The sequence below is a fragment of the Pseudoselenomonas ruminantium genome, assembly GCF_900104055.1.
GTDB lineage: Bacteria > Bacillota > Negativicutes > Selenomonadales > Selenomonadaceae > Selenomonas_A > Selenomonas_A ruminantium_C.
On record NZ_FNJQ01000002.1, the window covers coordinates 88,904 to 102,972 of the forward strand.

The window sequence follows — 14,069 nt, forward strand, 5'->3', positions numbered from 1 at the left end:
CGCAGGCAGTCAACGGTCAGTCCGCAGCGCCGCAGCAGACGGTACAAGGCCAGCCGCAGGCGGTCAACGGTCAGCCGTCAGCACCGCGGCAGATGGCGCAAGGCCAGCCACAGGCAGTCAACGGTCAGTCCGCAGCGCCGCAGCAGACGGTGCAGGGCCAGCCGCAGGCAGTCAACGGTCAGCCAGCGGCACCGCAGCAGATGGTGCAGGGCCAGCCGCAGGCAGTCAACGGTCAGCCGTCAGCACCGCAGCAGATGGTGCAGGGCCAGCCGCAGGCAGTTAACGGTCAGCCAGCGGCACCGCAGCAGACGGTACAGGGGCAGCCACAGGCGGTCAATGGTCAGTCAACAGCGCCGCAGCAGACGATACAAGGCCAGCCGCAGACAGTCAATGGTCAGCCTGTAGCATCGCAGCCGGCGGTACAAGGGCAGCCACAGACGGTCAATGGCCAACCATCAGCACCGCAGCAGGCAGCGCAAGGCCAGCCGCAGGCAGTCAATGGTCAGCCATCAGCGTCGCAGCAGGTACTGACAGGCCAGCCGCAAACAGTCAACGGTCAGCCTGTGCTGCAAACAGCCCGGTTGACAGGTCAGCCAGCTTTGACCGGTCAGAATAACGCTGGTCAGGCGGCGGGCGTGCGCGATATGCCGGAAAGCCCGCAGTATTTCCAGCGGGATATGGGCAGAGAGAACGCTGCGGTCAATGATGCTGCACAGCGTCCTCAGCGGGCGGCTATGCAGCAAGCCAAGGAACAGCTGATCAGCCAGAGCCTGGAAAATACGCCGCAGACCATGAATGCCCTGCGGGATCTGGCCCAGATGATCCTGAAAGATGGCAATCTGACGCAGAAGGATGCCCTGCTCATGCAGAGTTTCATCAATGGTAAGGAAGCGTTGATGAATGCGAAGGAAGCCCAGCAGCTGCAGCAATTGATCCGCCTGTGCCAGGCCAATGTGCCGGCTACCATCCAGCAGGCTGCATTGCAGCAGAATCTTCCGGACCTGCCGCGGCTTTGGGCCTTCATGCAGCTCTGTGATATGGCCTATACCCGCCAGATGACGGCTCGGCAGCTGAAGCGGGCGGGGAAGGATGTGGCGGCATTCGTGCTCTCCATGCGCAATTCCATGGAGGGGGATAACAGCGTCGTGCCCGGACAGCGGTCGCTGAATTTCATGATGCCCATGTATATGGGGGAAGAATCCACTTATCCGGCGTATATCCATGTCTATGATGAGAACAGGCAGGACGCGGAGACCGGGGAGATGAAGAAGGAAACCTGGCTCAGGCTATGCGTGCTGACGGACAATATCGGAGCGGTGGAACTGACCTGCCGGGTGTATCAGGAAAATCAGCTGGATATGCGGCTCTTTTTCTCGAGCACAGAGACAGCCAATGAATTCCGGGCGGAAGTGGATGCCCTGCGTCATGCCCTGAAGGACAGCAAGCTGCGGCTCAAGGAGTTGAAGATTGGCGCTGTGGGTGAGCGTCGCTTCATGTAGCCAGCATAAATGTCCTTGACACATGGACGGTTGCGGCATAGAATAGAATCAGTGAAGGAACACTCAGGCAGGTGAACAGGAATGGAGAATGAGCGGGTACCGCTGAGAAGGGAACCGGAAACAGATCCAGATGCCCCCCAGCAGGCGGTGGCATTGAAATACGATATGGAGCGGGATACTGCTCCTCGGGTGGTGGCTAAAGGCCGCGGACATGTGGCGGAGAATATTCTGGCTGTTGCCCAGAAGAATGCCGTTCCTGTTTATCAGAACAAGTCATTGGTCAATATGCTGATGGCGCTCGAGATTGACCGGGAGATTCCCCCGGAACTCTACCGCGCCATTGCGGAAGTCATGGCCTATGTGTATCGGATCGACAAGAAGGCCAAGAAGAACAAGCCTGGGCCGCGCCTTTAAAATCTTTTTGAAGAAGGCAGTCGTATGAAAAATCAGATTCTGGGCAGGCAGGGAGAGCAGGTGGCGGCAGATTTCCTGTTGCGCCATGGCTACGAGATTTGTGCGCGCAATTTCCGGGTGCCGGTGGGCGAGATCGATATCATTGCCCGGCAGGGGGAAGTGCTGGCCTTTGTGGAGGTCAAGACACGCCGCGGCACTCGCTATGGCACTCCTGCACAGGCTGTGAATTTTCATAAACAAAAGAAAATAGTTCAGACCGCTCGGTGGTTTTTGCGGCAGAAACATTTGGAGGACAGGTGTTTCTGCCGTTTTGACGTGATTGAAGTCTATGCCCTGCCGGAAAGGAAGTGGCGGGTGCATCATCTGGCAGGGGCGTTTGAAGGTTGACAGGTCAGGGGGGATTGGATGTTTGCAAGAACTTTTGGAGCGACGACTTTGGGCGTGGACGGGCTGATCATCGATGTGGAGGTCGATGCAGCGGCGGGCCTGCCCGGTTTTGATATCGTGGGGCTGGCCGATGCCCTGGTTAAGGAGGCGAAAGAGCGGGTGCGCACGGCTATCCGGAATTCCGGCATCCAGCTGCGACAGGAGAAGGTCACGATCAATCTGGCCCCTGCCGATGTGCGCAAGGACAGTTCCGGCCTTGACCTGCCGATTGCTGTCGGGCTGCTCGCCGCCTATGGCCTTGTATCGGCACCTACGCTTGACAAGTACCTGTTTGCTGCCGAGCTTTCGTTGGAGGGCGAATGCCGTGGCATCCGCGGTATCCTGCCTATGGCGGTGAAGGCTAAGGAAGCGGGCTTCGAGGCTGTCTTTGTGGCCAGGGACAACGTTGCGGAAGCCTTGCTGGTGGACGGGCTGGAGGTCTATGCGCTGGAAAATCTGCAGCAATTGGTGGACTTTTTGACCGGTCAGGAACGTTTGCTGCCGGCAAAGCCTGCGTCAGGCACAGCGGAAGCACGGGCCTTCGGGGATGACTTCGCCGATGTGCAGGGGCAGTTCCAAGCCAAACGGGCGCTGGAAATCGCGGCAGCCGGCGGGCATAATGTATTGATGGTGGGCGTGCCTGGCGCAGGGAAAACCATGCTGGCACGGAGGCTGAGCACCATCCTGCCGCCGCTGAGCCGGGATGAGGCCCTCGAAGTCACCAAGATATACAGCATTGCGGGGATGCTCAGGGGGCGGGGGCTTATTGAGGAGCGGCCTTTTCGCAGTCCGCATCATACGAGTTCCATGACCTCGCTGATTGGTGGCGGCAGTGTGCCCCGGCCGGGAGAAGTGACGCTGGCCCATCATGGCGTGCTGTTCTTGGATGAACTGCCAGAGTTCAGCAAGAAATCGCTCGAGGTCCTGCGGGAGCCTTTGGACATAGGTTGGCGATACACACAACTTTCAAAGCCCCCATGTAAAGAGAGCCGCCTCACATTCGAGGCGGCTTTTTCTTTTACTTAAAGACGATGTCAAAGTCAATCAGGTATTTATGGCCGTAATTATTGTCTCGGCGCAGGACTGAAACCTTTTCAACCACGGACAGGAAAACACGCCTACGAGCTTCCGGCGAGGCAGGACAGTTACGAACCACAGCGCAAATATCAGCCGGAGCAAGGCGTTCGACTTCGGAGGTGGGGGAGTTTTCCAAAGCGGCAAGTTCGTTTTGCAGGCGGGATTCGTCAGCTTTTAAGGAGGCGAGTTTTTCCGTCGCTTCCGATTGAGAGAGCAAGGATTGAGAGAACCACGACATAACAGCAGTTCTTTCCGTTTGGATCTTCTCTATGCGCTTTACGATCTTTTGCCGCTTGTTTTGTTCCGGGATGGCGGGGAGGCACTCAGCACCAGCGCGGCCCCCGATGTAAGCCGTGACCGTTTCTTCTGATGTGCAGATTTCTTCAAGGACAGACCAAAAGAGGGCGTCAGTCACAACAACGTCCATAAGACGGGCGGCACATTTCGAGCCATTCCGGGGTGGCGTGTTTACACAGGTATACCAGCGGGCATTTCGTTTACCGCCACCAGTTATGCGGATAGAGCCGCCACATGCACCGCAGACCGCAACGCCTTGGAGCAAGGCCGGGTAACTATTCTTCTGCCACACCTTGTACGTCCTATGCTTGGACTTTATCGAGAGGGCCTTTTGGTGTAGTTCGGCAGGGATAATTTGCGGGCAAGACATTTCGATCCATTCTTCGCGGGGCCGGGGGAGTCTTTTGTAGGACTTCGGCCCCGTCTTTTTGTGATATTGTGTATTGGCAAAGTATTTCCCGGTATAGTGGGGACGGTGGAGCAGGTTTCGGACAGAGGACGCACACCACGACACATTCCCACTAGGACTGGGGATCCCCATATTATTGAGCTTTTCGGCGATATACTCACAGCCGCCGACCATTTCTTCCACATACCAGCGGTAGATCATACGGACGACTTCTGCCTCGGCAGGATTTATTTCATAGCAACTGTTTCCCCTGTCGAAGTCATAGCCGTAAATATGGGAGTCGCAGATAGCTTTCCCAGCGCGAAGTTTAGCACGCTTTCCGCGCATTGTTCGCTCCCTTATCTTGGCACGTTCGTATTCAGCAAATACGCCTTTCATCTGATAGGACATATTGCCCTCAGGGGTATTGTCGAACCGTTCGAGGACGAATACGGGGCGGCACCCAGCTTTCTCCAATTCCTCCGTCAAGATAAGCTGATGTATCAATTTCCGAGCCATACGGTCAGCGTCGTGGAAGATTACAGCCTCGTACAGGCCATCTTGAACAGCGTCCCGGAGACTGTCCAGGGCAGGGCGTTCGAGAAAGCCGCCGGAATAGCCGTCGTCGATGTATTCTTTCACGACAAAAGCACCCATTTCCGCAGCCTTTTTCCGGCAAGCCTCTATTTGTGTACCGATGGAATAGCCGTGCTCGGCTTGCCATTCGGTTGATACACGGGCATAAATAGCAACATTCATGTGGTCAAGATTTCCCCTTTCAAAATTTCGGTAAAAGTGTCAGATTGCTTTCAAAGCACCTTTTGAAAGCGACAAAAAATATTCCATGGTTCGGAATAAAATTATTCCATTGCGCACAATGTAAAAACGCAAGGCGAAAAGTCAAGCAAAATGCAAAAATCGAAGAAAAGTAAAGTAAAAGCCCCGGCCTTTAGGCTAGGGCTTGTTTTCTGTCAAAGATTGTCCTTATTCTTCTGAAACCATTCTTCTAAGTCCGGGTGGGAAGCAGGATTTTTATGCCATTCAAGTATATCGCTCACAGGCCGCGGCTCAAGGATAAGGCAGCACTTACAGCCTTCATGGGCAGGATAGGGCGGGCACTCGTCCGGGGAATAAACCCCGTCGCCATTCACACCGCCATGAGCGTATTGGTCGCAAACATCTATTTCCTCATGTGTATTCGACAACGCCCATCGGATTTTACAGCCCGGAGCTTTTTTCGCTTGCTCGATTGTCCGAAGGCCACACTGCCGCGTAAACTCAGTATCTTCTTTTATTCCCATTGTAAAGCTCCTTTTTATGCAATTTGACCCACCTAGAAACCTCCCGGGATAAAAACCTTTATGTCCCTGTCCCCTTGTTCTCCCCCTCAGATACCTGTTTTTGATATTCAAGGTAGTTGAGAAATTGTTCTGTTTGGGCTACGGTTTGGGCATCGGCTCGCGATAACCTAGAATAAAGTTGGGCAGCAGGGGAATTATCAGTAGCCGGGGATTCTTCACCTATGAGCCACCCCACAGACACACCTTCAATACGGGCTATCTTTTTGAGAGTGTCAAAGCTCGGCTCGCTTTTCCCGAGCAACCAGCCTTTAAGCTGCCCCTCCGACACTCCTAAGCGTTCGCGGTATTCCTTTTGTGTACCACGCATACCGGGGCGTGATTGAAACCTTCTAAAAAGGTGGTTGATACGTTCGCAGAATGTTCCTGCGTCCTCATTGTTCATAGCTTTTCACCCCCATACACTATACCATAAAATATAAATTTTGTCCTTTTGTGATTAAATTTATCTAAAAAAGTATAAAAAATATCTTTACAAGTATAAATTTTAGCGTTATAATGTGTTCAACAGATAAAAAATATCTGGTAAGCAGATAAATAATATCCATAACCACAGCAAAAGGGGGAGGTGCAAAAGGGTGGACATTTCCATCAAGGGCGAAATTGCCCGCAGAAACTTGAAGTACAACGAAGTTGCCAAAGCCGTAGGGATTAAGCCGCAAACGTTTTACAGAAAGCTGGACAAAAACTCTTTCAGCTTACAAGAGGCGGCGAAGATTTTTAGATTCCTTGGCATAAAAGTAGCCGTTGTCGAGGGTTGATATTTTTTTACCATTGAGCAGATAAAAAATATCTACAAACAAGATAAAAAACATCTAAGGGAGGCGACGCGATGGAATATAGGGACGGCCAGACATACACCTTTAAGCTCGGTGAATGTACGGCAAGGGTTACACTTCACAACTTCACCCCGGCAGTCAAGGAGAGATTCAGCGAGGCACTAGGCCGGGAACTTTACAAGGCATATTCAGAAAGAGAGGGATTACATGACGGAAGGGAATTGGCAGCACGAGCAATGGCGTAAGGCACTCAAGGAGAGGAGAGCCAAACAGAAACGGCGCGAAAGCGTTATCAAAAAGGTTTTGGCAGGGGCAGCCCTTGTTGGGGCGGCGATTATCTTTACCGGATTCTACGATGGTGACCAGCGACTTGTCACAGAAACCTACACCGTCAAAGAGGGGGACACGCTGTGGAGCATTGCCACAGAATACCTCAAAAAGAACACAGGCGGCAGAAGGTACATCTTGGAATTTAAGCAGGGCATTATCGAGAATAACCCGGAATTGCAAAACGGCAACGCGGGACATATCCGGCCAGGGCAGGAAATAATCATCAACTACTTTGTGAAGGAGGAAAAGGAGCAATAAGCCCGTTATCTATTCTAATTCTTGCATAGTTTGGAGGGTTAGACGATGAACGAACGGTGCGCAGAAATGGCATTTAAGGCACGGCATTGTGCAGGATTGACAAGGGAATGTGCGTCAGAGATTTTGGGCATTGCGCCCCGGACGCTTGCATACTACGAAGGAGGCAGGGACATACCAGACGAGATTATAGCCAAAATGGTGATGGCATACAAAAGCCCGGAATTAGGCTATCACTACTTGAGCAACGACCTAGAAACCGGGCGACTGATTTTGCCGCGATTAGAGGCGGCGGGGATTTCTTCTAGTGCTTTACGGTTGCGTGTAGTTATGAGACGGGCAACGGCGGTTATTGAGCTGATAGAAGAAATTTGTCAAGACGATGTTATCACAGCTGACGAAGGTGAACCCTTCCGGCGGTGTGCAGCTCCCATCAAAGAGTTGGCAGCAGCTTGTATGGGAATTGGTTTATGGGCATTAAAAAAGCCCGTTGGGCGACCGACCCAACAGGCTAGGGATTCAAAACGCGACTGAGCAGAGTCACTTTTGAACACTTACAACGTCATTATAGCACAAGCAAAGGAGAATGACAAAATGAAATTGAGCAGAGTTTTTATAGAGCACTTCAAAGGGCTCGACAAAATGGACGTCGCCCCGGAAGGCAAAGACGTAACGGTGCGCGGCAAGAACGGCAGCGGCAAGACGACTATCGCTGACGCTTACGCTTGGTGCATGACCGGGAAGGGGTTCGACGGCAAGACCATCGACACGCAGATTAAGAAGCGGGCTGAAGATGGCTCTACCCCGAACGACGGCGGCGTGGAGCACGCTGTGGAAGTTGTTCTTGAGAACGAAGGACGGCTGATTACCCTCCGGCGCGAGTTCAAAGAAAAATGGGAAAAGCACCGGGGGACGGCAGACAGAGAGTTTAAGGGACATACAACCGTATACAGCATTGACGGCGTACCGATGCAGAAAAAGGAATTTGAACGCCGGGTAAGCGACCTTGTCAAAGGCGATACTTTCCAGATTCTTTCTATGCCATTGCATTTTTGCACAAACGTGAAGTGGCAGGACAGGCGCAAGGTTCTTATGATGATGTGCGGCGATACGCCGGATAAAAAGATTATTGACGATAATCCTTCTTTAGAGCCTCTCCGCAAAGAACTGGAGAACAAGACCATTGCAGATTATCGCAAGGTACTCCAATCGAAAATGAAAAAGAACAACGAGGAAGCCAAAAGCATACCTGCCAGGATTGACGAACTCACAGGAATGATGGCTGAAACCTCCGGCAACAAAGATGTGCTCGAAACCGAATTAAAGAGCCTCGAAAAGCAAAAGGCAGATAAGGAAAAAGAGCTTGTCGGCATTAAGAACGGCGGCGAAATTGCAGAAAACAAAAAGCGCATTGCAGAGCTCGAAGCCAAAATGACAAAGTTCGTTGCAGAGTTTGAGGCAGATTACAGCCGTAAGGCCGGGGAGGCTGAAAGAGTTGTCGCCGGGTGCAGGGCAAAAATCGAGCGTTTAGGGGAAACCATTGAGCGTAACCAGACGGAGATAGAGCGGTCAAAGGCGGCTGCAGAAACCGCTGACAAATTGGCAGCAGGACTCCGTGAAGAATGGGGCAAGGTTCAAAAAGAGGCGTTCCCGGACAATATCAAAGATACCTGCCCTTGCTGCGGGCAAAAGCTCCCGACGGAACGAGTCGAAGAACTACGGCAGAAAGAGCTGGACAAGTTCAACCTCGATAAGGCGGCGAAGCTGAAAGCCATCAACGAAAAGGGCAAGCGGATTATGGCAGACAAAGCCAAAGACCTCGATAAGGTTTCCGTGTTGGAAGCCGCTAATACAGAGGCGCAAGCCCGAATTGATGAACTTTCAAAGAGTCTCGAGGACTCCGAAAAGATGTTGGCGGGCTTGGACAAGCCAGAGGCGACCAAACAGCCGGACTACCTCACCATGAAAGAAGAAGTTCAGTTCACGGAAAACATTATCAAGAGCCTGCAGGCGGGCGGCGAACAAGAAGCGCGGGCGGCAGAAATTGAGATAACAAACCTTGGTGCAGAGATTTCAGCACGGCAAGAAAAGCTCGCGGCCTTCAAGCAGAATGAGGCTATGGAAGCCCGCATAGAGGAATTGAAAGACCGGGAAAAGACGCTCGGCAAGATGTACTCCGACCTTGAAAAGCAGCTATTTCTCACAGAGGAATTTTTGCGGGCAAAAGTTAAGGCGACAGAGGATAACATCAATAGCCATTTTAAGTACGTCAAGTTCAAAATGTTTGAGCAGAAAATCAACGGGGCGTTGGAAGAATGTTGCGAACCGATTATTGACGGTGTACCGTTCAACGACGGCCTCAACAAGGGCAATCGCATGAAGGCGGCTTTGGATATTGTCAACGCTTTAAGCAAGTATTACGGCGTATCGCTCCCGGTATTCATTGACGACTGTGAGAGCTACACCAGCCTTCCAGATGTTGACGCTCAAGTTATTAAGCTCATAGCCGACGGGGCGCATGACGAACTGTCGGTAGAGATAGATGATTAACCATTTAGACCATTAGGAGGAATTTACAATGGCAAACGAGATTCAGACGGTAGAGACGGCAGCAGAGGTAAAAGCGGCGGCACCACAAACCAAAAGAGACGTAATCCCCGGATTCGGTTCTATTGAATCGTTTGAGGCATTGCAGAGAATGTCGAAGCTGCTTGCAACAATCGACCTGCTCCCGGCGCATTATCACAACAACCTCGGTAACTGCGCGATTGCGCTCAATATGGCAACGCGAATGAACGCAGATGTTATGATGGTCGCCCAAAACTTGTATGTGGTATACGGCAACCCGGCATGGAGCAGTAAGTTTATGATTGCCACTTTTAACCAGTGTGGCAAGTATTCCAGTATTCACTACAAGGAAACAGGCAAGAAGGGTACAGATTCTTGGGGCTGCATTGCATGGGCAAAGGAGCTGGCCACGGGCGAAATTTTGGAAGGTCCTGAGGTTACAATCGCGATTGCAAAAGCCGAAGGCTGGTACAGCAAGAACGGCAGTAAGTGGCAGACAATGCCTGCGCAGATGTTACGTTACCGCGCGGCCGCTTGGTTTATCCGTACCACCGCGCCGGAATTGTCTATGGGCTTGCAGACCGTTGATGAAGTTGTGGATTCAGAGCCTATCAACATCACGGAGGAAATTAACGCAAACGCGAACCGGGAAGAATTTATCCCGGAGGCACCTGCTCCGGCGATTACTCCAGGTCACAAGGCAACGATGGCAGACCTTGACAAGGCCGAAAAGGAAGCCGTACCAGTAGAAACCCCGGCAAAGGAAGAAGCAAAGCCCGCTGAAAAGAAGGAAGCACCCGCGAAAAAGGCAGCAGCCGAAAAGCAGGAAGCCCCTCAGCAGGAAACCTTGATGGAAGGTCCGGGATTCTAAATGCTTAAGATAGCAGTACACGCAAGTGGATCTAGCGGGAACTGCTACACGGTGACAGACGGCAGAATCACGGTCATGCTTGACTGTGGTTTACCGTATCGCCGGATACAGCAGTTGACAGGATTTCAGCACCCGGACGCGGTTTTCATCACGCACGAACACAACGACCATATCAAAGCCGCTAAGGACTTTATGAAAAAGGGCGTTGATATTTATATGAGCCGGGGAACGATGGAGGCGGCAGGACTGGAAGAAAACCACCGCTTACACATCTTGAAAAATCGTCAATCGGTTTCGATTAAAGGAATTGTTGTCAGCGCATTTGATACCCAGCACGACGCAGCTGAGCCTACTGGATTTCTTCTCGACGATGGAGAAGATAGATTACTTTACGCCACAGATACATATTATCTGCATTACAAATTTCCGGGGCTGACAAGGATTATGATTGAGTGTAATCATTCTTACGAGATTTTGAAGGAAAATGTAGGGAATGGTTCTTTACCAGAGGCGCTGGAAAAGCGATTGAAACAAAGCCATTTTTCCATTGAAAATCTCAAGAAATTCTTTGCAGCTAATGACCTTTCAAAGGTTAAGGAAATATGGCTGATTCACCTTTCAAAAGGCAATGCAGACCCCGGACAATTTCAAAAGGAAATTGAAGCATTAACCGGGTTGCCTGTTTATGTGGCGAAAGGAGGCTGAAAATGACTGAATTACAACAATTCAGAGGGTGCTCACGTTGCAGATTCAAAGAGGTTATAGACTGCGGCGGCGGTTTTGTGATTGTAGGCTGTACGCATGAACCGTATAAAGGCAAATGGGTTGCTGAAATTGATAAGTGTCCGAGGGACGATTTTCACGAATTGTGCCAAAAGAAATGGACGCCACGAAGAATGTAGGGAGGTTCTTATTTTGACTAACGGAAAGATTGTTATTGACAAGATAAAATTCATGGAAAAACAGGGCAGGATTAAGATTGATTTCAAGAATAGTGCAGACACCAACGGCGGGCAGTTTTCCGGCATTTATTCTGAACCTGCCGACCCGGTATTTTACGAGGCAATGAAAAGCCTTAGAACGGACGCGGTAAGCATTTTGGAATTGCCGGAAGATATTACAAGCAGATTAGTGCCTTTTGGGGTTACGTTTCACTACAACGAGGGCGGTAGAATGGGGGCGATTATTACCAGCCGCCTTATGATTCCTTTGTTGGGGAATGAAACCGTTATTCAAACGCCGATGATGAAATGTTATGACGGCGGTAATGACGAAGATAAATGCTTTTCAGAGGAAACGGCAAAGAAGCTATGGGCACTCGAAAAAGAGGCGCGACGGTATTTAGCCGGGGAGAGAGCGCAAACGAACTTGTGGGAGCAGCAGGAGCAGCCGCAACCACAGGAAGAAGCCCAGGACAGCGAAGTGCCGGAGCTGGAGGAAAATGTCAAGGCATTGGAGGCATAACATGAGGCGGCTTTTAGGCAAAGGGGGTGATTCTATTGGCTAGGCCGCAAAAAACCGGGCTTGAATATTTCCCCTTAGATGTGGATATAGATTCAGACGAAAGGGTCGAGTTTATCCTTGCCAAACACGGCTTTATGGCGTTTGGGATTCTAATAAAGCTGCTGATGGAGATATATCGACAGGGCTATTACATTACGTGGACGGAAAGATTGCGCTATGTGTTCGCTAAACGGGTTAATGTAGACAGTATGTATACGGAAACCGTGGTTTCCGCATACATAAACGAGGGGATTTTTGAGAAAAAACTGTTTGACGAATATGGGATTTTAACATCCCATGGCGTGCAAGCCCGCTATTTACAAGCCTCCGGGCGCAGGGTAACGGTTGAAATGATAAAAGAATTTTGTCTTTTAGACCCCAAAGAACTGCCAAAAACGCCAAAAATCACATTTATCAATGTTTCTGTATGCAAAAACCCTAGTTTCCGTATACATAATGACGACGGAAACGGCGATAATTGCGACATTACGCCTACAAAAACCCCACAAAGTAAAGTAAAGGAAAGTAATAAAGATGTTGTTGTTACCCCCTATAATCCCCCTCAAAAGGGGGACGAAGATATGGAGCTAGAAACAGAGGTGACAGAAAAGGACGAAGCGACCGCTAACGTATTTACCCTCTTTGAGAACAATATCCACCCTATCACAGGGCAGATAGAGACAGACACGCTGTCAGACCTCTTAGACCATTACGGGGAACATTGGACGACAGAGGCCATCAAGGAAGCAGCATTGCGGAATGGTCGCTCGGTGAAATATATCCAGTCAATTCTTGAGGCTTGGGAGCGTGACGGATTCAAAGCACCAAAGCCGGAAAGGAGCAAAGCAAATGAACGAGGACTTCAAAGCACTCGTAGAAAAAATCAATGCCAACCGGGCGAAGGCGGGGATGTCCCCGACAGCCTCAAAGAGTTCTATGCAGACATCGAAGAAGTCAAAAACAGACCTAAACCGTGGGAAGTACAGCGACCTGACGGAACAGGAATTTGAGGCGCACAAGGACGACATAGCCGCCATTGAGGCGGCGCAGGAAGTATGCCACGGGTGCAGAGGGGCAGAATGCAGGCAGGGCGTGACGGGCATGGTCCCAGTCATTGCCCCGGAGAACGGCAGATTTTACACCGCCATGAGAATGTGCAAGTGGGAGAAGTTGCGCCGGGAGAACAAGCGCAAAGAAAAGCTATTCAGTAGGGCACGGGTTCCATTCGCTTACAGCCGGGACAATTTCAGCACATACAAAGTTACCGCGGACAATCAGACAGCCGTCGAGGCGGCAAAGTGGAGCTTACAGGAAGGCAACAAACGCGGCCTTTTTCTCTATGGCAAGACCGGGACAGGCAAAACAAAGCTGGCGGCGGTCATTGCCAACGAAAAGACCGGGCGCGGGGAACAAGTTTTATTTTCTTCGGTCCCGGACTTTCTCGCAGATATTAGAGCCAGCTATGGGAAGAACGCGAACGCAGAGACGATGGAGCTGGCGCGGGATATTCCCTGCCTTATCCTTGACGATTTGGGGGCCGAAAAATTAACGGACTGGGTAGGAGAGCAGTTGTTTTGCCTCTTGAACCATAGGTACAACGAGGGCTTACAGACCATCATCACGAGCAATTACGAGCCGGAAACCATCATGTCACGCCTTGTAAGCATAGACAAAGATGGACGCTTGGACGACACGCATGCACGGCGAATTATGAGCAGGATCTTCGGAATGTGCGAAATGGTATGCGTCGGCGGCAAGGATTGGAGAAAGGGAGGAATGACACTTTGAAAATTGACAAGGATATACCTTTTGCGTTTACGATACCGGGGCAACCAGCAACGAAGAAAAACAGCCCCGTCCTCGTAAGGGGGCGGGCGGTTGTTTTGCCGAGCAAGGCATACAAAGCATACGAGAAGGCTTTTCGCAAGGAGCTGGAACGGATTGAGGCCGAAAGGGGAGGGTTACCGCACTATGACGGTCCCGTCCAACTGTGGGCAAGGTATTTTCTGCAGGACAGGAGAGCCTACCCGGATTTGAACGGGCTTATCCAGGCAACGCAGGACATCATCAGCGACGAATATAGCCACAAAGACCACCGCAAGACCTTGAAGCGGCGGTGGATTCTTGCAGACGACCGTCTCGTGAAGAGTCTTGACGGGTGCAGGATAGCAGGAATAGACAAGGATTGTCCGCGCGTTGAGATTTACATAGAGCCGTTGGAGGTTGACGCGGAGCAGGAGACAGACCCGGCGATAGTACGGCTGATTAAAGAGCGAATGCAACAAGGGCTTTTCTAAGCTAGGG

Annotated in this window: 17 protein-coding genes and 1 pseudogene; 15 read left to right on the forward strand and 3 right to left on the reverse strand. The window is 51.2% G+C overall.

Annotated features, from left to right (window positions below; translation table 11 throughout):
• From BLQ59_RS01345 to BLQ59_RS01360, 4 genes and pseudogenes are all read left to right on the forward strand, one after another.
• A pseudogene (locus tag BLQ59_RS01345) lies at positions 1-1,499 on the forward strand (hypothetical protein); the annotation flags it as partial.
• An 81-nt stretch (positions 1,500-1,580) separates the two neighbouring features.
• Positions 1,581-1,913: an EscU/YscU/HrcU family type III secretion system export apparatus switch protein gene (locus BLQ59_RS01350; protein ID WP_074571054.1), complete on the forward strand. Its 333-nt coding sequence runs from the start codon at positions 1,581-1,583 to the stop codon at positions 1,911-1,913.
• 24 nt (positions 1,914-1,937) lie between these two features.
• Positions 1,938-2,300, forward strand: a complete 363-nt coding sequence (locus BLQ59_RS01355) for a YraN family protein (RefSeq protein WP_074571056.1) — start codon at positions 1,938-1,940, stop codon at positions 2,298-2,300.
• A gap of 18 nt (positions 2,301-2,318) precedes the next feature.
• Entirely contained in the window at positions 2,319-3,365 is a 1,047-nt protein-coding gene (locus BLQ59_RS01360; RefSeq protein ID WP_081342390.1) for a YifB family Mg chelatase-like AAA ATPase, read from the forward strand.
• Here BLQ59_RS01360 and BLQ59_RS01365 read toward each other — a convergent pair.
• The 3 genes from BLQ59_RS01365 to BLQ59_RS01375 form a co-directional block, all read right to left on the reverse strand.
• A complete protein-coding gene (locus BLQ59_RS01365) occupies positions 3,358-4,860 on the reverse strand; it encodes a recombinase family protein (protein ID WP_074571058.1) in 1,503 nt (500 codons plus the stop codon). The genes BLQ59_RS01360 and BLQ59_RS01365 overlap by 8 nt on opposite strands.
• A 212-nt stretch (positions 4,861-5,072) precedes the next feature.
• Entirely contained in the window at positions 5,073-5,402 is a 330-nt protein-coding gene (locus BLQ59_RS01370) for a hypothetical protein (RefSeq protein ID WP_074571060.1), read from the reverse strand.
• 58 nt (positions 5,403-5,460) lie between these two features.
• Positions 5,461-5,844, reverse strand: coding sequence for a helix-turn-helix domain-containing protein (locus BLQ59_RS01375; RefSeq protein ID WP_074571062.1), 384 nt, complete (start codon positions 5,842-5,844; stop codon positions 5,461-5,463).
• Between the two features lie 193 nt (positions 5,845-6,037).
• Here BLQ59_RS01375 and BLQ59_RS01380 point away from each other — a divergent pair, with 193 nt between their 5' ends.
• The 11 genes from BLQ59_RS01380 (at position 6,038) to BLQ59_RS01430 (ending at position 14,062) form a co-directional block, all read left to right on the forward strand.
• Positions 6,038-6,220, forward strand: coding sequence for a helix-turn-helix domain-containing protein (locus tag BLQ59_RS01380; protein ID WP_074571064.1), 183 nt, complete (start codon positions 6,038-6,040; stop codon positions 6,218-6,220).
• 71 nt (positions 6,221-6,291) lie between these two features.
• Positions 6,292-6,483 (forward strand): hypothetical protein, encoded by a 192-nt coding sequence (locus tag BLQ59_RS15665; protein WP_143005239.1) that lies wholly within the window; start codon positions 6,292-6,294, stop codon positions 6,481-6,483.
• Positions 6,446-6,826, forward strand: a complete 381-nt coding sequence (locus tag BLQ59_RS01385) for a LysM peptidoglycan-binding domain-containing protein (RefSeq protein WP_081342391.1) — start codon at positions 6,446-6,448, stop codon at positions 6,824-6,826. Before BLQ59_RS15665 ends, BLQ59_RS01385 begins: the two co-directional genes overlap by 38 nt.
• Positions 6,827-6,871: 45 nt before the next feature.
• Positions 6,872-7,357, forward strand: a complete 486-nt coding sequence (locus BLQ59_RS01390) for a hypothetical protein (protein WP_074571066.1) — start codon at positions 6,872-6,874, stop codon at positions 7,355-7,357.
• 60 nt (positions 7,358-7,417) lie between these two features.
• On the forward strand, positions 7,418-9,373 hold the full coding sequence (locus tag BLQ59_RS01395) for an AAA family ATPase (RefSeq protein WP_074571069.1): 1,956 nt from the start codon (positions 7,418-7,420) through the stop codon (positions 9,371-9,373).
• A 28-nt stretch (positions 9,374-9,401) separates the two neighbouring features.
• Entirely contained in the window at positions 9,402-10,262 is an 861-nt protein-coding gene (locus BLQ59_RS01400) for a hypothetical protein (protein WP_074571071.1), read from the forward strand.
• Positions 10,263-10,967 (forward strand): MBL fold metallo-hydrolase, encoded by a 705-nt coding sequence (locus BLQ59_RS01405; RefSeq protein ID WP_074571073.1) that lies wholly within the window; start codon positions 10,263-10,265, stop codon positions 10,965-10,967.
• 210 nt (positions 10,968-11,177) lie between these two features.
• A complete protein-coding gene (locus tag BLQ59_RS01415; protein WP_074571077.1) occupies positions 11,178-11,726 on the forward strand; it encodes a hypothetical protein in 549 nt (182 codons plus the stop codon).
• 35 nt (positions 11,727-11,761) lie between these two features.
• The gene (locus BLQ59_RS01420; protein ID WP_074571079.1) at positions 11,762-12,775 is read left to right on the forward strand and encodes a Lin1244/Lin1753 domain-containing protein; all 1,014 of its coding nucleotides are present in this window, start codon (positions 11,762-11,764) and stop codon (positions 12,773-12,775) included.
• Positions 12,702-13,553 carry an ATP-binding protein gene (locus BLQ59_RS01425; RefSeq protein ID WP_256324568.1) on the forward strand — a complete coding sequence of 284 codons (852 nt, stop codon included), beginning with the start codon at positions 12,702-12,704 and terminating at the stop codon, positions 13,551-13,553. Before BLQ59_RS01420 ends, BLQ59_RS01425 begins: the two co-directional genes overlap by 74 nt.
• On the forward strand, positions 13,550-14,062 hold the full coding sequence (locus tag BLQ59_RS01430; protein ID WP_081342393.1) for a RusA family crossover junction endodeoxyribonuclease: 513 nt from the start codon (positions 13,550-13,552) through the stop codon (positions 14,060-14,062). The genes BLQ59_RS01425 and BLQ59_RS01430 overlap by 4 nt, the downstream gene beginning before the upstream one ends.
• The last annotated feature ends 7 nt before the right edge of the window (positions 14,063-14,069 follow it).